The following is a 22,040-nucleotide window of genomic DNA, read 5'->3' on the forward strand; positions in this document are numbered from 1 at the left end:
AGACGGTGAGGGGGCGGGCGGTGGGGGGGATGGGGGTGGGGAGGGTGGAGGAGCCGGTGAGGTGGTTGTCGACGCCGTTGGCGCAGGAGCGGCCTTCGGCGATGGCCCAGACGATCAGGGACTGGCCGCGGCCGGCGTCGCCGCAGGCGAAGACGCCTTCGACGGAGGTGTGGTAGTTCTTGTCCCGCTTGACGTTGCCGCGCTCGTCGAGCTCGACGCCGAGCTGCTCGAGGAAGCCTTCGCGCTCCGGGCCGAGGAAGCCCATCGCGAGCAGCACGAGCTGCGCCGGGATGGTCCGCTCCGAGCCTTCGATCTGGTTGAACTTGCCGCCCTCGAACTTCACCTCGACCAGGTTCAGCCCCGCGACGTTGCCGTCGGCATCGGCTTCGAAGTTCACCGTGGAGACGGCGTACACGCGGTCGCCGCCCTCTTCGTGCGCGGAGGCGACCCGGTAGATCATCGGGTACGTCGGCCACGGCTGTCCCGCGGGCCGTTCGTCACCGGGCCGCGGCATGATCTCGAGCTGGGTGACCGAGCGAGCGCCCTGTCGGTGCGCCGTACCGAGGCAGTCGGCCCCGGTGTCACCGCCACCGATGATGACGACGTCCTTGCCGGTGGCAACGATCTGGTCCTCGACGGTCTTGCCGAGCGCGACCCGGTTGGCCTGCGGCAGGTACTCCATCGCCTGGTGGATGCCGCCGAACTCCCGGCCGGGCACCGGCAGGTCACGGGCCGCGGTGGCACCGGTCGCGATCACGACGGCGTCGTACCGCTGCTTGAGCTGGGTCCCGGTGACGTCCACGCCGACGTTGACGCCGGAGCGGAAGACGGTCCCCTCCTCCTTCATCTGCTGGATCCGGCGGTCGACCTGTTCCTTCTCCATCTTGAACTCGGGGATGCCGAACCGCAGCAACCCGCCCGGCGCCTCGGCGCGCTCGTAGACCGCGACCGTGTGACCGGCCCGCGTCAGCTGCTGAGCAACGGACAGCCCGGCCGGGCCGGAACCGACGACCGCGATCGTCTTGCCAGTCAGCCATTCCGGCGGCTGCGGCTGGACGTGCCCGGTCTCCCAGGCCTTGTCGATGATCGCGACCTCGACGTTCTTGATCGTGACCGGGTCCTGGTTGATGCCGAGCACGCACGACGTCTCGCAGGGCGCCGGGCAGAGCCGACCGGTGAACTCCGGGAAGTTGTTCGTGGCGTGCAACCGCTCGATCGCCGACGACCAGTCGTCGCGCCAGACCAGGTCGTTCCACTCCGGGATCAGGTTGCCCAGCGGGCAGCCGCTGTGGCAGAACGGGATCCCGCAGTCCATACAACGGCCGGCCTGCTTGGTGATGATCGGCAGCAGCGCCTTGCCGGGTCCACCGGGGTAGACCTCTTTCCAGTCCTGCAGCCGCTCGGTGACCGGCCGCCGCTCGGCGACCTCACGACCAGTGGTGAGAAAACCCTTGGGGTCAGCCATCAGATGGCCTCCATCATCGCTCGCGTGGTGGCGTCCTCGTCCAGCCCGTCGCGCTCGGCAGCCGCCTTGGCTGCCAGGACGCGGGCGTAGTCGCGGGGCATCACCGTGGTGAACCTGGCGGCGGCAGCGGTCCAGTCGGCGAGCAGCTTGGCCGCCCGTTCCGATCCGGTCTCCTCGTGATGCCGCCGTACCAAGTCCTGCAACAGTTCGGACTCGTCCGCGGTGAGCGGGAGCAGATCCACCAGCTCCGGGTTCACCAGCGACCGGTCCAGGTCGAGCACGTGGGCCACGCCGCCCGACATGCCCGCTGCGAAGTTCCGTCCGGTCGCGCCCAGTACGACGACGCGCCCGCCGGTCATGTATTCGCAGGCGTGGTCGCCGACCGCTTCGACGACCGCGGTGGCTCCGGAGTTCCGGACACAGAACCGTTGTCCGGCGCCACCACTGATGAACAGTTCGCCGGACGTCGCGCCGTACGCGATGACGTTGCCGGCGATGATCTGGTCGGCCGCGTCGAACCGGGCGTGCCGGTCCGGGCGGATGACCACGCGGCCACCGGACAGTCCCTTGCCGACGTAGTCGTTGGCGTCGCCTTCGAGGCGCAGCGTGACACCGCGCGGGACGAAGGCGGCGAACGAGTTGCCGGCCGATCCGGTGAAGGTGAGGTCGATGGTGCCGTCGGCCAGCCCGGCCGCGCGGTACCGCTTGGTGATCTCGTGACCCAGCATGGTCCCGACGGTCCGGTTGACGTTGCGGATCGCGAGCTGCGCCCGGACCGGTTCGCCGTTCTCGAGCGCCGGCTGGCAGATCCGGATCAGCTCGTTGTCCAGGGCCTTGTCGAGGCCGTGGTCCTGCTCGATCACCTGGTGCCGCGAGGCACCCTCGGGCAGCGACGGCACGTGCAGGATCGGCGTCAGGTCGAGACCGTCGGCCTTCCAGTGGTCGACCGCGCGCTTGATGTCGAGCACCTCGGCGTGACCGATCGCCTCGTCCAGGGTCCGGAAACCGAGCTCCGCAAGGTACTCGCGGACTTCCTCGGCGATGAATTCGAAGAAGTTCACCACGAACTCCGGCTTCCCCGAGAAGCGCTCCCGCAGTACCGGGTTCTGGGTGGCGACGCCGACCGGGCACGTGTCGAGGTGGCAGACGCGCATCATGATGCAGCCCGACACCACCAGCGGAGCGCTGGCGAACCCGTACTCCTCCGCTCCCAGCAGGGCCGCGATGATCACGTCCCGGCCGGTCTTCAGCTGACCATCGGTCTGTACGACGATCCGGTCGCGCAGCCCGTTGAGCAGCAGCGTCTGCTGGGTCTCGGCCAGGCCGAGTTCCCACGGACCACCCGCGTGCTTGAGCGAGGTCAGCGGTGCCGCACCGGTACCGCCGTCGTGCCCGGAGATCAGTACGACGTCCGCGTGCGCCTTGGAGACGCCGGCCGCGATCGTGCCGACGCCGACCTCGGAGACCAGCTTCACGTGGATGCGGGCCTGCGGGTTGGCGTTCTTCAGGTCGTGGATCAGCTGCGCGAGATCCTCGATCGAGTAGATGTCGTGGTGCGGGGGCGGCGAGATCAGGCCGACGCCGGGCGTCGAGTGCCGGGTGCTCGCGACCCACGGGTACACCTTGTTCCCGGGGAGCTGACCACCCTCACCGGGCTTGGCGCCCTGCGCCATCTTGATCTGGATGTCGTCGGAGTTCGTCAGGTACTCCGACGTGACGCCGAACCGTCCGGAGGCGACCTGCTTGATCGAGCTGCGCCGGGCGGGATCGTGCAGACGCTCGGAGTCCTCGCCACCTTCACCGGTGTTCGACTTGGCGCCGAGCTGGTTCATCGCGATCGCGAGCGTGGTGTGCGCCTCGGCGCTGATCGAGCCGTAGCTCATCGCACCGGTGGAGAACCGCTTGACGATCTCGCTGACCGGCTCGACCTCGTCGATCGAGATCGGCTCGCGATCCTTGAACGCGAACAACCCCCGCAGCGTCATCAGCCGCTCGGACTGCTCATCGACACCGGCGGTGTACTGCTTGAAGATGTCGTACCGCCCGCTCCGGGTGCTGTGCTGCAACCGGAACACGGTCTCGGGGTCGAACAGGTGCGGCTCGCCTTCACGCCGCCACTGGTACTCGCCGCCGACCTCGAGCTTGCGGTGCGCGGTCAGGATGCCGTCGGCCGGGTACGCCTTCAGGTGGCGCTGCCGGACCTCCTCGGCGATCGTGTCCAGGCCGATGCCGCCGAGCTTCGACGACGTACCGGTGAAGTACTGCTCGACCAGCTCCGGCGACAGCCCGTTGGCCTCGAAGATCTGGGCACCCGTGTACGACGCGACCGTCGACACACCCATCTTCGACATCACCTTGAGGACGCCCTTGCCGAGCGACTTCACCACGTTGCGGACGGCCTGCTCGGGCTCGATCCCCGGCAGGTAGGTGCCGCGACGGCAGAGGTCCTCGACGGACTCGAGTGCGAGGTACGGGTTGACCGCAGCCGCGCCGTACCCCATCAGCAGCGCGACGTGGTGGACCTCGCGCACATCTCCCGCTTCGACGACCACACCGACCTGGGTGCGGGTCTTCTTCCGGACCAGGTGGTGGTGCACCGCGGCGGTCAGCAACAGCGACGGGATCGGAGCGCTGTCGGCGTTCGAGTGCCGGTCGGACAGTACGACGATGCGCGCGCCCTCCTGGATCGCCGCGTCGGCCTCGGCGCAGATCTCGTCGAGCCGTGCCTTGAGCCCCTCCCCGCCACCTTCGACGTCGTACACACCGCGCAGCACCGTGGTGGCCAGGCCGGGCATGTCGCCGTCGAGGTTGATGTGGCGGATCTTCGCGAGCTCGTCGTTGGTGATCACCGGGAACGGCAGCACCAGCTGACGGCACGACGACGGGCCTGGGCTCAGCAGGTTGGACTCCGGGCCGAGGCTGGACGACAGCGAGGTGACGAGCTCCTCGCGGATCGCGTCCAGCGGCGGGTTGGTGACCTGGGCGAACAGCTGCGCGAAGTAGTCGAACAGCGACCGGGACCGGTCGCTGAGCATCGCCATCGGCGTGTCCGTGCCCATCGAGCCGATCGGCTCGGTGCCGGCCTTGGCCATCGGGGTGAGGATGACGCGCAGCTCTTCCTCGGTGTACCCGAAGACCTGCTGGCGCCGCGTCACCGACGCGTGGCTGTGCACGACGTGCTCACGCTCGTGCAGGTCCTCGAACCGGATCAGCCCGCCGTGCAGCCATTCGTCGTACGGGAGCTCGTTGGCGAGGGCGTTCTTCACCTCGGCGTCGGTGACGATCCGGTGCGCCTCGACGTCGACGAGGAAGATCCGGCCCGGCTCGAGCCGGCCCTTCTCGGTCACCGTCGCCGGGTCGATGTCCAGGACACCGGCCTCGGAAGCCAGTACGACGAGGCCGTCCTCGGTCACCCAGTACCGCGAGGGGCGCAGGCCGTTGCGGTCGAGCACCGCACCGACCTTGGTGCCGTCCGAGAACACGACCGAGGCCGGTCCGTCCCAGGGCTCCATCATGGTCGAGTGGAACTCGTAGAACGCGCGCCGCTTCGGATCCATCGTGGCGGCGTTCTCCCACGCCTCCGGGATCATCATCAGCATCGCGTGCGGCAGCGAACGACCACCGAGGTGCAGCAACTCGAGCACCTCGTCGAACGACGCCGAGTCCGAAGCACCCGGCGTACAGATCGGGTAGAGCTGTTCGAGGTCGCCGGGGATCACTTCGCTGGAGAGCAGTGCCTCGCGGGCGCGCATCCAGTTCCGGTTGCCCTGGACGGTGTTGATCTCACCGTTGTGGGCGATGTACCGGTACGGGTGGGCCAGCGGCCAGGACGGGAACGTGTTGGTGGAGAACCGGCTGTGTACGACGCCGATCGCCGAAGCGAGGTCGGGGTCCGTCAGCTCGGGGAAGAACTTGTCCAGCTGGTCGGTGGTCAGCATCCCCTTGTAGGTGATGGTCCGGCCGGACAACGACGGGAAGTAGGTCTCGGTCTCCTTCTCGGCCCGCTTCCGCAGCCGGAACGCCATCCGCTCCAGCGCCAGACCCAGCACCCGCCCCGCACTCGCAGCCACGAACAGCTGCTTGAACGTCGGCATCACCGAACGCGCCGTACTGCCGAGCAGCTCCGGCGTGGTCGGCACATCGCGCCAGCCCAGCACCGTCAGGTTCTCCTCGGCCGCCAGCTCCTCGATCCGCGCGATCGCCTTCGCGGCATCGTCGGCATCGGCCGGCAGGAACGCGATCCCGGTCGCGTAAGCACGCGCGACCGGCAACTCGAAGTCGCACACCTTGCGATAGAACGCATCCGGCACCTGGATCAGAATGCCGGCGCCGTCGCCGGAATCCGGTTCCGCACCGGAGGCACCACGGTGCTCGAGGTTGCGCAGGGCGGTCAAAGCCTTCGCCACGATGTCGTGACTGGGTTCACCGGTCAGAGTCGCAACAAACGCAACGCCACACGCATCGTGCTCATGGCGTCCGTCGTACAAACCCTCACTCGGGAAGGGGGCGCGACCAAACATTCAGGGGCTCCCGTCGTCCTACGGTCAACAACTGGCCGCGGGACAACATTGGCCCAAGCCGGGTGTCCCGAGACTACCTCATGACGCCCGACAGGTGGACAGACATTCCACCGTCACACGCCTTTCACTTTCCACAGTCACGCCCAGTAAGCAAGCGCTCACTCCGTGACCCATCATCCCCGATGAGCCCGCCCAGTGGTAATTCTGCACGTGTGCCTTGGCAGCCGGACAGCACCTGGAGCCCACTGACCCCGGGCTCCGGCATCTCCAACGGCGGAGTCTGGCGCACCTCCGACGGACTTGTCGTGAAGCGACTCCTGCCCGGTGCCGAGAACCCGGCGCACTACACCTACTGGCGGCGCCAGGCCGAGGTCGCCGCCAGCCGCCTCCTCGAAACAACTACCGGGCTGCGCGCGCCACGCTGCGTCCGGGTCGAGCACGATCCGGACGGCATCACGCTGTGGACCGAAGCGATCGACGGCGGTGCGGTCGAGGTGATTGATGCGGCCGCGGCGCTTGGGCGGTTCAATGCGAACGAGCTGAAGCCTGCGGACTGGTTCGCTCGGCAGGTGCTGCGTGATCGGTTGGCCAACGACGAGCGGCGCGGTGGTTGGGTCGCGCTGGAGAGTGCAGCGGTCGTTCCGGAGCCGGTACGGCGTTCTGGCGCGCGACTGTGGAGTCGGCGGCACGCGGTGCTGGCCGAGCTCGATCGGCTGCCGCAGACGCTCGTGCACGGCGACTTCCATCCGCTGAACCTGTTGGGGCGCGACGGCGACGTGGTGATCGCGACGGACTGGGAGCAGTTCGGGATCGGCCCGGTGGGATTCGACCTCGGGTATCTGCTGCTGTCCACGGACCATCCGCTGGAGAAGCTGGTGGCTGCGTATCGGGTGGGTGATGCTGAGGTGGTTCGGCGGGGCACGGTCCTGACGGCTGCGGTGACGGCGGTTGCGCGAGCGGCTTGGTCGTTGGGGCAGCCGGAGCCTGGTGATCACGTCGAGCGGCTTGTGCGGCTGGCGGATGTCGTTGCTGAGGCTGTGGAGGGCTGATGGTGATTGATGTTCGGGTGTTTGGGGCTGTGCGGGTGGTGGTTGATGGGGTGCCGGCTGAGTTGCGGGGGTGGCGGCTTCGGACGGTGGTGGCGGTGTTGGCGTTGTCGGCGGGTGAGCAGGTTTCGGTTGAGGCGTTGGCTGAGCGGGTTTGGGGGGCTGAGCTGCCGGAGCGGGTGCCGCAGAGCGTGCATACGTTGATTGCGCGGTTGCGGAGTGCGGTGGGGGCTGACGTGGTGCGGACTGCGGCTGGCGGGTATGTGCTGGCGGTTCCGGCGGAACAGGTCGACGTACTGCGGTTTGAGCGGTTGCTGCGGGATGGGGATGACGCTGGGGCGTTGCGGGTGTGGACTGGGCAGCCGTTTGTGGATGCGCGGTCGGAGTGGCTGACGTCGACTGTGGTGCCGCGGTTGGAGGAGTTGCGGCTGGCTGCGGTTGAGCGGCGGGCGGATGCGGTGGAGCCGAGTAGTGGGTTACTGGCGGAGTTGCGGGAGTTGGCGGCTCAGCATCCGCTTCGGGAGTCGTTGTGGATCCGGCTGCTGCGCGGGCTGGCTCGGAGTGGGCGGTCGGCGGAGGCGCTTGGGCTGTACGACGTGGTGCGGGCGCGGATCGCGGATGAGCTGGGTGTCGGGGTCGGTGCTGAGTTGCGAGCGCTGCATGCGGAGTTGCTCGGGAGCGACGCCAAGCTGCATGGGTCCGGAGAGATCGAGCCGGGGACGCCACGGTCGTTGCCGGTTGAGGTGCCGGGGTTTGTCGGCCGGGAGGGGGAACTAGCGGCGCTCACTGGGGCAGGTGCGCTTGCCGCGATCGATGGGATGGCGGGGGTCGGGAAGACTGCGCTGGCTGTGCACGTGGCACATCGGCTCGCGGCGCGTTATCCCGATGGGCAGGTGTTCATCGACTTGCACGGGCACACCGACGGGGTGGCCGCCGTACCACCCGGTGAGGTTCTGGGGCGACTGCTGCAGGCGTTTGGGGTACCGCTTGAGCGGACGCCGGAGAACGTGGATGACCGCGCCGGTCTGCTGCGGAGCGTGCTCGCGGGCCGCCGAGTGTTGATTGTGCTCGACAACGCGTCTGGTGAGGATCAGGTGCGTCCGTTGCTCCCCGGTACGGCGGGCTGCGGCGTACTCGTCACGAGTCGGCACAGGTTGTCGGGACTCGACCTGGACGTGACCGTCTCCCTCGACACGCTGTCGCAGTCCGATGCGGTCGAGCTGTTCACCCGGGTGGTCGGAAGGGACCGCGTCGCGACGACAGCACCCGGCGTACTGGCTGAGGTTGTCGAGCAGTGCGGGCGGTTGCCGTTGGCGATCCGCATCTCGGCGGCGCGGTTGCGGACCCATGCTTCCTGGCGCCCGGAGGACCTGCTCGAGCGGTTGCAAGAGCATCGGCTGTCGGAGCTGGCGTCGGGTCCGCGCAGTGTGGCTGCTGCGATCGGGTTGTCCTATCGCGAACTGGACGCGCCGCTTCGGCGGGCATATCGCCTGCTGGGGCTGCACCCGGGCGGCGACTTCGGTACGGCGTCTGCCGCCGCGTTGCTGGATTCCGCCGACGCGGGCCGGTGCCTGGAGCGGTTGCTGGAGGTCCACCTGCTCCACGAACCCTCCCCCGGTCGCTATCAGTTCCACGACCTCGTCCGGGAGCACGCCATCAGGGTCGGCAGCGAAGACAAAGACCGGCGTACTGCGTTGGCTCGGTTGGTGGCGTACTACTGCCAGGGCGCATCCGAGGCCGCCGCGCAGCTCTATCCGCAGGTCGCAGAGGTGTCGCACGGGCTGGCACCAATCATCGGTACGGCGGAGGCTGCGCAGGCGTGGCTGCAGGCGGAGCTCCCCACGCTCCTGCAGTTGCCGACCGAGGCCGAGTGCACTGTGCACCTGTCCGGCAGCCTGTACCTGTATCTGCGCACACTCGGCCGGTCGACAGCACTCGAAGACCTGCACCGGCGCGCGCTCGCGGTCACCAAGGACTCCGAGACCAGAACCGACTTACTGCTCAGACTTGGTGAGTGCCTGCGGCTCCAGGGGTCGTATGCCGCCGCGACCGCCGCCTTCGACGAAGCCTTGGCCGGCGCCGGGGACTACAGCCAAGGCGAAGCACAGGCCAGGCGGGGTCTAGGCATCGTGCTCGCACTGCGAGACCGCAACGACGCGGCGCTGGCCGAGCTGGAGATCGCACTCCGGCTCGCCTGGGCCTCTGGTGATCGTGACTGTCAGCTGGACGTGCTGAACGCCATCGGGTGGATCCATACCAAGCGCGGAGACACCACCGCTGCTCTCGATTACACGCAACAGGCTCTCGCGATCGCACAGTCGGTCGGGCATCGCATGGTCGGCAAACTACTCGCCGGGATCGCCCACGACCACCTACTGCTCGGGAAGCCGCACGTGGCGCTCGAGTTCTATGAGGAGGCGCTGGAGCACGCGCGAGCCCGCGGCAACCGCCACAACGAGCTCCGGTCGGTGGACGGGATGGCCGAGGTGTACCGGCAGCTCGGCGACCTCACGCGAGCTATGGCTTATCGAGAGCAGAGCATGGCGCTGGCCACTGAGCTGGATTCGCGGAACTGGCAGTTGGAGGCTCACCAGGGTCTCGGCCGGCTTCAGCTGGCACTGGGTGACGCAGACGCTGCGGTGGTGGCGCACGAGCGGGCACTGGAGTTGGCGACCGCCCTCTACCAGCCGGTCGACCAGGCGCGCGCTCACGACGGTCGCGCCGACGCGTACGCCGTACTGGGTCGGTATCACGAGGCTCGGCACGGTTGGCAGCATGCGCTCGCGATTCTCCAAGCAGTCGGGGTGGAGACGACCGACGAGCCGGAGACCGGCGTACTGGCGTTGCAGGCGAAGCTTGGTTATGTCATCGAAGAGGCTTCCAACCAGGCGCTGTAGAACGCTTGGTAGCTGTCGAAGCGGGTGGTGACGGCCTTCTCGAGTACGGCGTACTGGGCGTTCGAGCCGCGGAAAGCCATGCGGTCCAGGGTGCCGTCGGACAGCAGCACGAGAGCGGTGCGGGCCATCACGAACGCGGTCGTGTGGTCGTCGATCTCGGCGCCGAGGGTGAGTTGTTCAGGGGCCATGAAACGGGTGGAGCCGAACATCCGGCCCATGTCGTTGCTGTAGGCACCTGGTCGGTAGTCGTCGAGGTCCATCACGGTCAGCTGCTGGGTGTCGAAGTCGTAGAGCAGCGAGCCGTCGTAGAAGTCGCCTTCGACCCAACCGGCTGAGCTGAGGACGTCGTGCAGGTCGTAGAGTTGGTCCAGCGCCTCGGAGATCTCGTCGGCGGACAGGGCATGGAAGCGCTCGAGCTGGGTGCCGAGGTGCTCGCCGTCACGCCAGTCGTAGACGAGCACCGGACCCCACGGCGACTCGATCAGACCGTGGTACGCCGGGAGGAGTTCGTGCTCGACGGATTCCGCCAGAACGGCCGCGCGGCGGAGGAGTTCCTGACGCTGCGGCGGGGCCAGGAACGGTTCGAGGTCGGCCGAGTCGCCGGCGGTCTTCACGAAGTACCGCCGGCCGTCGACAGTCACGCCGTACGAGATGTTGCCGGAGTCCTGGGCGTCGAAGACGGCGAAGATCTCGCCGATCGTCTGCAGATAGATGGCCGGTGGCTCGTCGATCTTCGCGGGGAACACCCGCTGACGTTAGCCGATTCCTGGGCCGACGAGGGAACCGACGAAGTACGTGAGCGCCGCGGCCGCGCCGCCGAGGATCAGTTGGCGGAGGCCTGAGTACCACCACGAGCGGCTGGTGACGCGCGAGACAACGGCACCGGCGGCGAAGAGTGCGGTGAGGCTCATGATCAGGGCCGGTACGACGTTGGTCGCGCCGAGGAGGTACGGGAGGAGCGGGATGAAGGCTCCGATCGCGAAACACACGAACGACGAGCCGGCCGCGACGAGCGGGTTCGGGAGGTCGTTGCGGTCGATGCCGAGTTCCTCGCGGACGTGCTCGTCGAGGGCCTGGTCGGGGTCGGTGTGGAACTGCTTGGCGACCTTCTCGGCGAGATCGGGGTCGAGACCCTTGGCGCGGTAGGTCTCGGCGAGCTCGATCTCTTCGTCGATCGGGTGCCGGGCGATCTCCAGACGCTCGACCTCGATCTCCGCGCGGGCGAGCTCACGCTGCGAGGCGACCGAGGTGTACTCCCCCGCCGCCATCGAGAACGCGCCCGCTGCCAGCCCCGCCAGACCGGCGAGCACGATGAACTTGGAGCCGGACTGGGTGCCGCCGTCCATCCCGGCGATCAGCGCGAAGTTGGAGACGAGCCCGTCCATCGCGCCGAACACGGCCGGCCTGAGCCAGCCGCCATTCACATCCCGGTGCTTGTGGTCACCGTGATGCTCCGCCGAAACCTGCGCTCCGTCAGTCACGCTTCCCATCATCCGGTACGACGGCTGTGCTATCGGGCGTCGACTCCCCGGCGGAGGTCGTGTCCTGAGTCGGCTCTGCCGCGGCGACGTCCGTCGGCTCGGCGGTCGCCGGAGCGGCATCCGCCGGCTCGATGGTCGGCTGGCCAGCGGCTGGGCCGGTGGAGATGTCTTCTTGGCCGGGGTGCTTGCGGAAGCTGATGACCAGGGCGGCCACGGCGAGGACGAAGAGGATGATCGACGTCCAGACGTTCAGGCGGAGGCCCAGGAAGTGGTTGACGGTGTCGATGCGCATGTTCTCGATCCAGGCGCGGCCGGCGCAGTAGGCGGCGACGTACAGGAAGAATGCGCGGCCGTGACCGAGGGTGACGCGGCGGCCGAGGAAGATGATCAGGGCCATCACGCCGAGGTTCCAGACGGCTTCGTACAGGAACGTGGGGTGGAAGGTGGCGAACTCGGCGAAGCCGTCGGGGCGGTGCGCCGGGTCGATCTCGAGACCCCAGGGGCGGGTGGTCGGCTTGCCGAAGAGTTCCTGGTTGAAGTAGTTGCCGAAGCGGCCGAAGATCTGGGCCAGGGCGACGCCGGGGGCGACCGCGTCCAGGACCGGCAGGAACGGGACCTTCGCGCGGCGGCAGGCCAGGTAGGCGCCGAGGACGCCGAAGCCGACCGCGCCCCAGATGCCGAGGCCGCCGTGCCAGATCTTCAGGGCGTCGATCGGGTGCCGGCCTTCGCCGAAGTACAGCTCGGCGTCGGTGGCGACGTGGTAGATCCGGGCGCCGACCAGGCCGAACGGGATCGCCCAGAACATGATGTCGGACAGCACCGTCGGCGAACCGCCGCGAGCGACCCAGCGCCGGCGGGTCAGCCAGTAGCCGGCGAAGATCCCGGCCAGGATGCACAGCGCGTAGGCACGGATCGGCAGGCCGAGGACATGCCAGACACCCTGGCTGGGACTGGGAATGAACGCCGGCACGATCACGGCGGGGATCAGACTAGACATGGCATCCGGAACGCTACTCGACGGCCCAGCCCAGCGGCCAGGAACCCAGGGTCACGATTCGTGCGCGGACCGCGGTTCAACTGGCTGCCTTCGCCGCGTCGTCGACCGCCTTCTGCAGGCCCTCCGGCGTCAGATCCTTCGTCTCCAGCTTCTTGCCGTTGACGAAGACCGTCGGCGTACCGGTGACACCACGCGCGTCCGCCGCCTTGCCGACCGACTCGACCCAGCCGGCGTAGGTGTTGTTCTGGACCGCCTGCAGGAACTTCGCGTCGCCGATCCCGAGCTGCTTGCCCAGCTCGATCAGCTGATCATTCGTCCAGGACTTGCTGAAGTCGCCGTACATCTCGTCGGCGTACGTCAGGGCCTTCCCGTTCGCCGCCGCAGCCGCGAACGCGTTCGCCAACCGTGGCGAGGCATCCGGGTTCACGAAAGCCAACGGCCAGTACGTGAGAGTCGCCGTACCGTCCGCGACGAGCTTGTCGACCGTTGCCCCGGTCATCTCCTCGAACTCCGCGCAGTGCGGGCACCGGAAGTCCAGGTACAGATCGATCTGCGCCTTCGCACCGGCCTTGCCGACCGTGACACCCTTGCCGTCCTGGCCCGGCCCGGTGATGACGGCCGGTTCGGAGCGCGGCTGGTCGCCGGCCTCGACCTTGGAGTGACCCCGCAGGTACTGGAACCCGACACCGGCCAGCAGGGCCAGCACCAGGACGATCACCACGACGACGCCGGGCGGGACCCGCTTCTTCTGCTCCAGCAGCGGATTGGTGTTGCTCACGGTGCGGTGTCTCCTGTCGTGGTGTTCGGATCGGATTCGAGGGCGAACCTGCTCGACGGCCGGAAGCACAGCCAGATCGCCAGCAGCAGCAGACCGACGTCGCGGAGGATCTCCTCGAGGTACTTCGTCTCGCCGGGATCGACCCGTCCGCCGCCGCCGAAGCAGCCGCAGTCGATGGCGAGGCCGCGGGCCCAGGCAGAGGCAACCGCGGCGATGAACACGACCATGAAAGCACCCGCGGCGGCCGCGGTGTGCCGGACACCGAAACCGAGGATCAACAGCAACCCGATCGCGATCTCCAGGAACGGCAGTCCCCAGCCGACCGGATCGGCGAGGCCGAGCGGCAGGATCTCGTAGGCGCGGACGGCCTGCGCGGCGGTCTCCGGATCGGACACCTTCAGCGCCCCTGCCACCAGCATCACGCCGCCGAGCACCAGGCGCGCCACCAAGGACACCCAGAGCTTCACTGGTTGGTCTCGACCAGCTTCGCGAAGTCGTGCGCCATGTCACCGATCGCCGCGTTCGACATCCAGAGCACGGTGGCCTTGTCGTTCTTGCCGAAACCCAGCACCTGCGCGCCGTGACCGACCTCGTAGCCACCCGACGGCAGCTTCTTCATCCCCTCGACCGGTACGCCGACCGCCTGCGCGATGTCCTTGATCGACGGCAACGTGCCGGTCAGCCCGACGAAGGCCGGGTCGAAGCGATCCAGGTACTTGCGGATCACCGGCCCGGTGTCCCGGGACGGGTCGGTGGTGATGAACAGCACCTGCACCTGCTTGCGGACCGACTCGTCGAGTTTGGTCAGCGCGGAGGCGACATCGGCCATCACCGTCGGGCACACGTCCGGGCAGTTCGTGTACCCGAAGAAGATCAGCGTGACCGGCTTCTTGGTCGAGGTGACCAGGTTGAACGGGTTCCCGCCGGTGTCGGTCAGCGTGGCCGCGGGCAACTTGTACGGCTGGTCGAGCGTCGCCCCGCGCATCCCGTTCGGGTCCTGGGTGGTGCGAATGATCGCACCACCCGGGTTGTCCGGCTTCTCCTGCTGACCGCCGCAGCCCGCGAGGGCCAGCAGCCCCACCGCGGCTAGCAGAAGCGCCGCGTTCCTGGTTCGACTCACGGCAGGCTCAACGTCCGGCCGCCGCTGACGGTTCCCGGCGAACGCCCTCGGCCAGGCTCTCCGTGAGGGATCGCACACCGGCCGGGCCTTCACCGTCGAGGAGCCGCTTCACGAACGCCGATCCGACGATGACCGCATCGGTGAACGCACCGATCGCCGCCGCCTGCTCCGCGTTCGAGACGCCGATCCCGACCCCGACCGGCAACCCGGTCGCCGCCTTGGTCCGGGCCACCAACGGTGCCGCCAGATCCGAGGCGGTTTCCCGTACGCCGGTCACGCCCATCACCGCGGTCGCGTAGACGAACCCGCGGCACGCGGCCGTGGTCAGCCGGATCCGCTCGTCGGTCGACGACGGCGAGACCAGGAACACCTTGTCCAGCTCGTTCTTGTCGGCGGCCGCGATCCACTCCGCGGCCTCCTCCGGGATCAGGTCGGGCGTGATCAAGCCCGCTCCCCCGACACCGGCGAAGTCCACGGCCCACCGATCGACGCCGTACCGCTCGATGGGGTTCCAGTACGTCATCACGAGCACCGGTACGTCGGAGTACGCGGCGACTGCCTCGACTGTGCGGAGCAGGTCCTTGACGCGGAATCCACCGGCCAGCGCGGCTTCGGCGGCCCGCTGGATCGCGGGACCGTCCATCACCGGGTCGCTGTACGGCAGACCGATCTCGAGTACGTCGACACCACCGTCGACCAGCGCCTTGATCGCATCCACGCCACCGTCGTACGACGGGTAGCCGGCCGGCAGGTAGCCGACCAGGCCTGCACGGCCTTCGTCGTTCGCCTTCCGGATCGCGGCGCCGGCCTTGCCCAGGGCAACCATTTCACTCATGGCCGGTCTCCCCATCGATCAGCCCGAACCACGAGCTCGCGGTGTCCATGTCCTTGTCGCCACGACCGGACAGGTTCACCAGGATGGTGGCGTCCGGGCCGAGCTCCTTCGCGATCTCCAGCGCACCGGCAACCGCGTGCGCCGACTCGATGGCCGGGATGATGCCCTCGGTCCGCGACAGCAGCTTGAACGCCTCCATCGCGTCCGCATCACTCACCGGCCGGTACGACGCCCGCTTCGTCTCCGCGAGCCACGAGTGCTCCGGACCGACACCGGGATAGTCCAGCCCGGCCGAGATCGAGTGCGACTCGATCGTCTGACCGTCCTCGTCCTGCAACAGGAACGACCGCGCACCATGCAGTACGCCGACCTGCCCGGCCGAGATCGTGGCCGCGTGCCGGCCCGTCTCGAACCCGTCACCGCCCGGCTCGATGCCGTACAGCTTCACGTCGGCGTCCGGGATGAACGCGGCGAACAGGCCGATCGCGTTCGAGCCACCGCCGACCGACGCGACCGCGGCATCGGGGAGCTTGCCGAGCAGTTCGAGCGACTGGGCGCGAGCCTCGTCACCGATACCGCGGACGAAGTCGCGCACCATCGCCGGGAACGGGTGCGCGCCGGCCGCCGTACCCAGCAGGTAGTGGGTCTTGTCGACGCTGGCGACCCAGTCACGCAGCGCCTCGTTGATCGCGTCCTTCAGCGTCCGGCTGCCGCTCGTCACCGGGATCACCTCGGCGCCGAGCAGCTTCATCCGGGCCACGTTCAGCGCCTGGCGCTGGGTGTCGACCTCGCCCATGTAGACCACGCACTCGAGGTCCAGGTAGGCGCAGGCCGTCGCAGTGGCGACACCGTGCTGACCGGCGCCGGTCTCCGCGATCACGCGCGGCTTGCCCATCCGCTTGGTCAGCAACGCCTGCCCGAGCGCGTTGCGGACCTTGTGCGCACCGGTGTGGTTGAGGTCCTCGCGCTTCAGCAGGATGCGCGCCCCGGCCACGTCGGACAGCCGGGTCGCGTCGTACAGCAAACTCGGGACGCCGGCCCACTCGCGCAGCATCCGGTCGAACTCACCGGTGAACTCCGGGTCGGCCATGGCGCTCTTCCAGGCCTGCGTGAGCTCGTCGAGCGGCGCGATCAGCGCCTCCGGCATGAACCGGCCGCCGAAACGGCCGAAGTGCCCGAGCTGGTCGGGCAGCACAGTACTCATCCGACAAAACCTTCCAATCCCGGCCCAAGGCGCGGGAGAGTTGCTGTCCCACGCCGTTTGGACCGGCAGGGAAGGGCTAGTGCCGCTGCTGGATGGCTGGGTGCGATCCGGCGGCGACGAGGTCGGCGACCGAGGCGCGAGGATCGCGGCCGGTCACCAGAGTTTCACCGACGAGGACGACATCGGCCCCGGCGCGCGCGAACTCGATTACATCATGCGGACCCCGGACACCGGACTCCGCCACCCGGACCAGGTTGGACGGGATGGTCGGCGCGATCCGGGCGAACGTGGACCGGTCGACCTCGAGGGTCTTCAGGTTCCGGTTGTTCACGCCGATCAGCTGAGCGCCGGCGTCCACCGCACGCCGGGTCTCCTCCTCGTCGTGCACCTCGACCAGCGGGCACAGCCCAATCGAGTGCGCCCGCTCGATCAGCGAGACCAGCGCCTCCTGCTCGAGCGCGGCGACGATCAGCAGCGCCATGTCGGCACCGGCCGCCCGCGCCTCCCACAGCTGGTACGAGGAGACGATGAAGTCCTTGCACAGCACCGGTACGTCGACCCGGCCGCGCACCGCGCGCAGGTCGTCCAGGCTGCCGTTGAACCGGCGCTGCTCGGTCAGGACCGAAATCGCCGAGGCGCCACCGGCCTCGTACTCCCCCGACAGTGCGGCCGGGTCGGTGATCTCGGCCAGCTCACCCTTGGAAGGGCTGGACCGCTTCACCTCGGCGATCACCGCGATCCCGTCGCCGCGGAACACCGGCATCGGGTCCTTGGCGTCGGGCTTGCGCTGCGCCTCCAGCTTGAGGTCGTCCAGGCTGACTTGAGCCTGGCGCTCCGCGAGGTCCTCGCGAACCCCGGCGAGAATGTCGTCAAGCACAGTCATGGTCTGTCCGCCCTTCAGTGGTCGTCGGCGGGGACGCCGAAGCCCAGCAGTTGCAGCACCTTGCCGGCCAGTGCACCCAGCACGACGATCCCGACCGAGATCCAGAACAGCAGCCAGTTCGGTCCGAGCACCATCGCGATGCCACCGACGGTGAACCCGACCAGGATGATCGCCACCGCGGTCCAGGCTGCCGTGCTGTTGCCGTGCGCGTCGTGGGGAGCCTCGTCGCTCACCCGGGTCACCGCTTGATCGGCAGTCGTATTGTCCATGGTTGCCGCCACTCCTCGTCGTCGTCCTGTCCTATTGTGGCGGTTGCCCGCCGCGATCAGAGAGTCGGGTCCTGTCCCGCGTCGATCGCCTTCCATTGATCGGCCCCCTGGTCCGGCTGCTTGCCGGTGGCCGGTGCCCGCTCATACCGATCGGTAGGGCGTTTCCAGCGGTGTGCGGTGAGGACGGCGACCAGACCGGCGAGCAGCAGTGCCACTCCCCCGGCCAGCGCGAGCCACGGAGCCGGTCCGGTGCTCAGCACCACGTTGTCGGTGACCACCTGACTGAGCTCGGGCCGCAGCCGGCTGAGCTCGGTCGTCCCCGGCCGCACCTGCAGTCCGACGCCGATCGCCGCTGCGCCCAGCACTGCGATCAGTACGCCGAGGACGCGGCGGAGCGCCGTACCGGCGAGCTTGGTGACCACGAGGGCAACCAGGCCGGCCAGAGCCAGCGTCACAGGCGCTCTGGTGACGCTGTAACCGTTGAAGTCGACCACCGGCCGCCCAGAGCCCGGATCGGCCGTCACCCACGTCAGATAGGCAGACAGAGCCAGTAGAGCCAATGCGCCGAGGGTGAGAAGATCCGCGAGTCGCTGTGGGCGCATCGTCTAGACCTCGGTGAACGTTCCTGCGACGGCGATCGCGTTCAGAACCGCTGCTGCCTTGGTGCGGCACTCCGCGTCCTCGGATGCCGGGTCGGAGTCGGCCACGATGCCGGCACCGGCCTGCACGTACGCCGTCGAGCCGCGCAATACGGCGGTCCGGATGGCGATCGCGGTGTCCGCGTCACCGGCGAAGTCGAGGTAGCCGACCACACCGCCGTACACACCGCGGCGGGTCATCTCGAGCTTGTCGATGATCTCCATCGCGCGCGGCTTCGGGGCACCCGACAAGGTGCCGGCCGGGAAGGTCGCGGTGAGCGCGTCGAACGCGGTCTTGCCGGCCGCGAGCTGGCCGGTGACGGTCGACTCCAGGTGCATGACGTGGCTGTAGCGCCGTACATCCATGAAGTCGATGACCTCGACCGTGCCGGGCACGCAGACCTTGCCGACGTCGTTGCGGCCGAGGTCGACCAGCATCAGGTGCTCGGCGCGCTCCTTGGCGTCGGCGCGCAGCTCCTCTTCGAGAGCGTGGTCCTCCTCCGGCGTCGCACCGCGACGACGGGTGCCCGCGATCGGGTGCACGATCACCTTGTTGTCGGTGACCTTCACCAGCGCCTCGGGGCTCGAACCGACGATGTCGAAACCGTCCAGGCGGACCAGGTACATGTAGGGGCTCGGGTTGGACCGACGGAGCACCCGGTAGATGTCGAGTGCGGACGCGGTCGTCTGCAGCTCGAAGCGCTGGGAGACGACTATCTGGAACGCCTCGCCGGCCCGGATCTCCTCCTTGGCCGTCTCGACGGCCTCGCGGTACTCCACGCTCGAGCGCTGCCGGTGCGGGTCCGGCTCGGCGCCGCGGTCGGCACGGACGACGTACGACGGGGTGGGGCGCGCGAGGTCGGCCTCCATCGCGTCCAGCCGGCGAACCGCATCGGCGTACGCGTCGTCGACCCGCTCGTCGGTGTCGTCCCAGTTGATCGCGTTCGCGATCAGCCAGATCTCACCGGTCTCGTGGTCGAGCGCGGCCAGGTCGGTCGCGAACAGGAACGTCAGCTCGGGCAGCCCGAGGTCGTCAGTCGTTGTGTCCGGCAACTTCTCCAGCCGGCGCACGGCGTCGTACCCGAGGAAGCCGACCATGCCACCAGTCAGCGGCGGCAGGTCCGGCAGCCGCGGCGTGTGCAGGATCTCCAGCGTCTCGCGCAGCGCCTTGAGCGGATCACCGGTCTGCGGCAGGCCGACCGGCGGGTTGCCCGTCCACACCGCCTGCCCGTCCCGCTCGGTCAGCGTCGCAGCCGACCGCACCCCGATGAACGAGTACCGCGACCAAACGCCACCGTTCTCCGCGGACTCCAGCAGGAAGGTGCCTTCACGCTCGGCGGCAAGCTTGCCGTACACCCCGATCGGCGTCTCGGCGTCAGCGAGCAGCCGGCGCGTCACCGGGATCACCCGGCGGTCCTTCGCGTAGTCGCGGAAGGTGTCGAGATCCGGGGTGTTCATGCCGTCACCTCGATCGTCCCGTGCTCGAAGCAGCTCCGAGTGCCGGTGTGACAGGCCGGCCCTTCCTGGTCGACGAGCACCAGCAGGGTGTCGGCGTCACAGTCCACGAGGATCTCCTTGACGTGCTGACGATGACCGCTGGTCTCGCCCTTCACCCAGTACTCCTGACGGCTCCGCGACCAGAACGTACTCCGCCCGGTCGCCGCCGTCCGGCGCACAGCCTCGGCGTCCATCCAGCCCACCATCAGGACCTCACGCGTGTCGTGCTGCTGCACCACCGCCGGGATCAGCCCAGCCGCATCGAAGGTCAGCTCGTCGATACTCACTCACCTATTGTCACCGATGCCACGGACACTCTTGACCAGACCCTGACAGGATGGGACGCGTGACGACTGCGCATCCGGTGATCGACGGCCATAACGACCTGCCGATTGCGTTCTATGAGTTGTGTGGGTACGACCTGGATGCGCATGACTTGGGTGGGTCGGTGCCGCAGCTGCATACGGATCTGCCTCGGCTGCGGGCTGGGAATGTGGGGGCGCAGTTCTGGTCGTTGTGGGTGCCGCAGGACGAGCACGCGGTACGGCGGACGTTCGAGCAGCTGGACTTCGTGCACCAGCTGGTACGGCGGTTTCCGGAGACGCTGGAGTTGGCGACGACTGCGGATGAGGTGGAGGCGGCAATCAAGGCGGGGCGGGTGGCTTCGCTGATGGGGATGGAGGGCGGGTACTCGATCGGTGAGTCGCTCGGCGTGCTGCGGACCATGCGCACGCTGGGTGTGCGGTACATGACGCTCACCCATAACAACAACGTCCCCTGGGCGGACTCCGCGACCGACGAGGCGGTGCTGGGTGGGCTGAACGACTTCGGTGAGCAGGTGGTTCGGGAGATGAACCGGATCGGCATGCTGGTGGACCTGTCCCATGTGTCGGCCGACACGATGCGGCATGCACTCCGGGTGACGAGTGCGCCGGTGATCTTCAGCCACTCGTCCGCGCGGGCGGTCTGCGACGTACCGCGGAACGCACCGGACGACGTACTGGAAACGCTGACCGGTAACGACGGTGTCTGCATGGTCACCTTCGTGCCGTTCTTCATCTCGCAGGAGTACGTCGACTGGGTGGCTGAGTCCGACGAGATCGCCAAGGCCAACGGGCTGAGCCCGCAGCGCCCCGCGGACCAGCAGCAGGTCGCCGAGCTCTACGGCAAGCCGAAGCCACAGGTCGTGCTGGCCGATGTGGTCAAGCACGTGGAGCACGTGCGCGAGTGGCCGGGATCGATCACGTCGGGCTCGGCGGCGACTACGACGGGGTTCCCGAGACGCCCGTCGACCTGCCGGACGTTTCGTCGTACCCGCGGTTGTTCGAGGCCCTGGCCGAGCGGAAGTGGAGCGACCAGGACCTCGCAAAGCTTGCCGGAGGCAACATTCTGCGCGTACTGCGCGCTGCCGACGACGTCGCGGTCTAGGCGTCCCGGCGCAGGTCGCGCAGGTCGGGCTGCCGGACGAACCCGGCCGCCTCGTAGGTGGCCACTGCACCCACGTTGAACGCGGGCGTGCACGTGTAGGCGCTCGACGCGCCCATCTGCTGCAGGTGGTACGCGGCGGCGACAGTGATCGCTTCGCCGTAGCCCCGGCCGCGGTGCAGTCGGTGGACACCCATCGGCTCCAGATACCCCGGCTTACCTTCGCCAGCGGACCACACCGTGACCGCTGCCACCGACTCCCCCAGCTGGTTGCGTCCGACCAGGCAGCGCGCGTCGGCGTACGGGATCCCGTCCGCCATCGCGAACCACCGCTCATTGGTGAACGTCGACCCGTCGAACGACTCCCGCTGCACAGTCACGCGCTCATGCGCCTCCTCCGCACCGATCACATCCACCCGCAGCTCCGGCGCCGGTACCGGCTCACTCAGATCTCGCCGTACCGGCACCCACGGGTCCTCCAACTTCCACCCCGCCGCGGACAGCACCTCCTTCACCGCAGAACCGGGCGGTGACTCGACAAACACCTGCCCCTCAATCAGTACGCCGCGCGCCGGGTCAGCGACATCCGCAGCCACCTGCTCGGCCAGCTCCGCGTCCTGCAGCAGACTCGGGTCGAACGCGATCCGCACCAGATCAGCCTCGTCCAGCAGCCCCAGTGCGACGATCCCGCCGTCCCGCGACCAGGTCCGAATCGCCGCCGCGGTCTGCTCCGCCCCGAACCGCCAGTACCACCCGATGTCCCCCGGATGCAGCTGTCGCGGATTCCCCTCGCCCTGCCACTCCCGCAGCGCGGTCACCACGTCACGCAACCCGTCAACCGACGGCGTCCCCAACTCCAGTCCCATCCCCCCATCCCACACCATCCACCCCAACCCCCACCCTCGAGCCCCCCGCTCTCCGCTCCTGTAGATAACCCCGCCCGCCCACGCCCCGCCCTCGCCCCGCCCACCCTTACTCCCCTCCG

At 68.5% G+C, this 22,040-nt stretch carries 18 protein-coding genes and 1 pseudogene; 3 read left to right on the plus strand and 16 right to left on the minus strand.

Going from position 1 to position 22,040, the window contains the following annotated elements; genetic code table 11:
- Positions 1-1,465: glutamate synthase subunit beta (locus ABD231_RS41235; RefSeq protein WP_344165716.1), on the minus strand; the 1,465-nt coding region annotated here is incomplete at its 3' end.
- The gene (gltB, locus tag ABD231_RS41240) at positions 1,465-5,985 is read right to left on the minus strand and encodes a glutamate synthase large subunit (RefSeq protein WP_344165719.1); all 4,521 of its coding nucleotides are present in this window, start codon (positions 5,983-5,985) and stop codon (positions 1,465-1,467) included. The genes ABD231_RS41235 and gltB, both read right to left, overlap by 1 nt.
- Before the next feature lie 212 nt (positions 5,986-6,197).
- Here gltB and ABD231_RS41245 point away from each other — a divergent pair, with 212 nt between their 5' ends.
- Positions 6,198-7,034: an aminoglycoside phosphotransferase family protein gene (locus tag ABD231_RS41245; protein ID WP_344165722.1), complete on the plus strand. Its 837-nt coding sequence runs from the start codon at positions 6,198-6,200 to the stop codon at positions 7,032-7,034.
- The gene (locus ABD231_RS41250; protein WP_344165725.1) at positions 7,034-9,928 is read left to right on the plus strand and encodes an AfsR/SARP family transcriptional regulator; all 2,895 of its coding nucleotides are present in this window, start codon (positions 7,034-7,036) and stop codon (positions 9,926-9,928) included. The genes ABD231_RS41245 and ABD231_RS41250 overlap by 1 nt, the downstream gene beginning before the upstream one ends.
- On the opposite strand, the gene ABD231_RS41255 is transcribed toward ABD231_RS41250, so the two are convergent.
- The 13 genes from ABD231_RS41255 to hisI form a co-directional block, all read right to left on the minus strand.
- Complete coding sequence (locus ABD231_RS41255) at positions 9,892-10,674, minus strand: serine/threonine-protein kinase (protein ID WP_344165728.1); 783 nt, start codon at positions 10,672-10,674, stop codon at positions 9,892-9,894. The genes ABD231_RS41250 and ABD231_RS41255 overlap by 37 nt on opposite strands.
- Before the next feature lie 9 nt (positions 10,675-10,683).
- Complete coding sequence (locus ABD231_RS41260; RefSeq protein WP_344165731.1) at positions 10,684-11,409, minus strand: VIT1/CCC1 transporter family protein; 726 nt, start codon at positions 11,407-11,409, stop codon at positions 10,684-10,686.
- On the minus strand, positions 11,402-12,406 hold the full coding sequence (lgt, locus tag ABD231_RS41265; RefSeq protein WP_344165734.1) for a prolipoprotein diacylglyceryl transferase: 1,005 nt from the start codon (positions 12,404-12,406) through the stop codon (positions 11,402-11,404). The genes ABD231_RS41260 and lgt overlap by 8 nt, the downstream gene beginning before the upstream one ends.
- Before the next feature lie 76 nt (positions 12,407-12,482).
- Positions 12,483-13,184 carry a DsbA family protein gene (locus tag ABD231_RS41270; RefSeq protein WP_344165737.1) on the minus strand — a complete coding sequence of 234 codons (702 nt, stop codon included), beginning with the start codon at positions 13,182-13,184 and terminating at the stop codon, positions 12,483-12,485.
- The gene (locus ABD231_RS41275; protein ID WP_344165740.1) at positions 13,181-13,630 is read right to left on the minus strand and encodes a DoxX family protein; all 450 of its coding nucleotides are present in this window, start codon (positions 13,628-13,630) and stop codon (positions 13,181-13,183) included. Before ABD231_RS41275 ends, ABD231_RS41270 begins: the two co-directional genes overlap by 4 nt.
- A 17-nt stretch (positions 13,631-13,647) precedes the next feature.
- Positions 13,648-14,304 carry an SCO family protein gene (locus ABD231_RS41280; protein WP_344165743.1) on the minus strand — a complete coding sequence of 219 codons (657 nt, stop codon included), beginning with the start codon at positions 14,302-14,304 and terminating at the stop codon, positions 13,648-13,650.
- 7 nt (positions 14,305-14,311) lie between these two features.
- On the minus strand, positions 14,312-15,139 hold the full coding sequence (gene trpA / locus ABD231_RS41285; protein ID WP_344165746.1) for a tryptophan synthase subunit alpha: 828 nt from the start codon (positions 15,137-15,139) through the stop codon (positions 14,312-14,314).
- Positions 15,132-16,361, minus strand: a complete 1,230-nt coding sequence (gene trpB, locus ABD231_RS41290) for a tryptophan synthase subunit beta (protein ID WP_425554254.1) — start codon at positions 16,359-16,361, stop codon at positions 15,132-15,134. Before trpB ends, trpA begins: the two co-directional genes overlap by 8 nt.
- A gap of 58 nt (positions 16,362-16,419) precedes the next feature.
- On the minus strand, positions 16,420-17,226 hold the full coding sequence (gene trpC, locus ABD231_RS41295; RefSeq protein WP_344165752.1) for an indole-3-glycerol phosphate synthase TrpC: 807 nt from the start codon (positions 17,224-17,226) through the stop codon (positions 16,420-16,422).
- A 14-nt stretch (positions 17,227-17,240) separates the two neighbouring features.
- Positions 17,241-17,495 carry an HGxxPAAW family protein gene (locus ABD231_RS41300; RefSeq protein ID WP_344165756.1) on the minus strand — a complete coding sequence of 85 codons (255 nt, stop codon included), beginning with the start codon at positions 17,493-17,495 and terminating at the stop codon, positions 17,241-17,243.
- A 56-nt stretch (positions 17,496-17,551) separates the two neighbouring features.
- Positions 17,552-18,097: a Trp biosynthesis-associated membrane protein gene (locus ABD231_RS41305; protein WP_344165759.1), complete on the minus strand. Its 546-nt coding sequence runs from the start codon at positions 18,095-18,097 to the stop codon at positions 17,552-17,554.
- 3 nt (positions 18,098-18,100) lie between these two features.
- Positions 18,101-19,591: an anthranilate synthase component I gene (locus ABD231_RS41310; protein WP_344165762.1), complete on the minus strand. Its 1,491-nt coding sequence runs from the start codon at positions 19,589-19,591 to the stop codon at positions 18,101-18,103.
- Positions 19,588-19,917: a phosphoribosyl-AMP cyclohydrolase gene (gene hisI / locus ABD231_RS41315; RefSeq protein WP_344165765.1), complete on the minus strand. Its 330-nt coding sequence runs from the start codon at positions 19,915-19,917 to the stop codon at positions 19,588-19,590. The genes ABD231_RS41310 and hisI overlap by 4 nt, the downstream gene beginning before the upstream one ends.
- Before the next feature lie 50 nt (positions 19,918-19,967).
- Between hisI and ABD231_RS41320 the strand changes: the two are divergent.
- Positions 19,968-21,058 (plus strand): annotated as a pseudogene (locus tag ABD231_RS41320) (dipeptidase).
- Here ABD231_RS41320 and ABD231_RS41325 read toward each other — a convergent pair.
- Positions 21,055-21,921, minus strand: coding sequence for a GNAT family N-acetyltransferase (locus ABD231_RS41325; protein WP_344165768.1), 867 nt, complete (start codon positions 21,919-21,921; stop codon positions 21,055-21,057). The pseudogene ABD231_RS41320 and the gene ABD231_RS41325 overlap by 4 nt on opposite strands.
- Positions 21,922-22,040: the final 119 nt, after the last annotated feature.

It is taken from the genome of Kribbella yunnanensis (assembly GCF_039529655.1).
GTDB classification, from domain to species: Bacteria; Actinomycetota; Actinomycetes; order Propionibacteriales; family Kribbellaceae; genus Kribbella; species Kribbella yunnanensis.

What these genes read in the sequence shown, in the direction of transcription:
- gltB (WP_344165719.1), bottom strand. Translation starts at nt 5,985, where the DNA reads ATGTTTGGTCGCGCCCCCTTCCCGAGTGAGGGTTTGTACGACGGACGC.
- ABD231_RS41250 (WP_344165725.1), top strand. Translation starts at nt 7,034, where the DNA reads ATGGTGATTGATGTTCGGGTGTTTGGGGCTGTGCGGGTGGTGGTTGAT.
- lgt (WP_344165734.1), bottom strand. Translation starts at nt 12,406, where the DNA reads ATGTCTAGTCTGATCCCCGCCGTGATCGTGCCGGCGTTCATTCCCAGT.
- trpA (WP_344165746.1), bottom strand. Translation starts at nt 15,139, where the DNA reads ATGAGTGAAATGGTTGCCCTGGGCAAGGCCGGCGCCGCGATCCGGAAG.
- trpC (WP_344165752.1), bottom strand. Translation starts at nt 17,226, where the DNA reads ATGACTGTGCTTGACGACATTCTCGCCGGGGTTCGCGAGGACCTCGCG.
- ABD231_RS41300 (WP_344165756.1), bottom strand. Translation starts at nt 17,495, where the DNA reads ATGGACAATACGACTGCCGATCAAGCGGTGACCCGGGTGAGCGACGAG.
- ABD231_RS41305 (WP_344165759.1), bottom strand. Translation starts at nt 18,097, where the DNA reads ATGCGCCCACAGCGACTCGCGGATCTTCTCACCCTCGGCGCATTGGCT.
- ABD231_RS41310 (WP_344165762.1), bottom strand. Translation starts at nt 19,591, where the DNA reads ATGAACACCCCGGATCTCGACACCTTCCGCGACTACGCGAAGGACCGC.
- ABD231_RS41325 (WP_344165768.1), bottom strand. Translation starts at nt 21,921, where the DNA reads ATGGGACTGGAGTTGGGGACGCCGTCGGTTGACGGGTTGCGTGACGTG.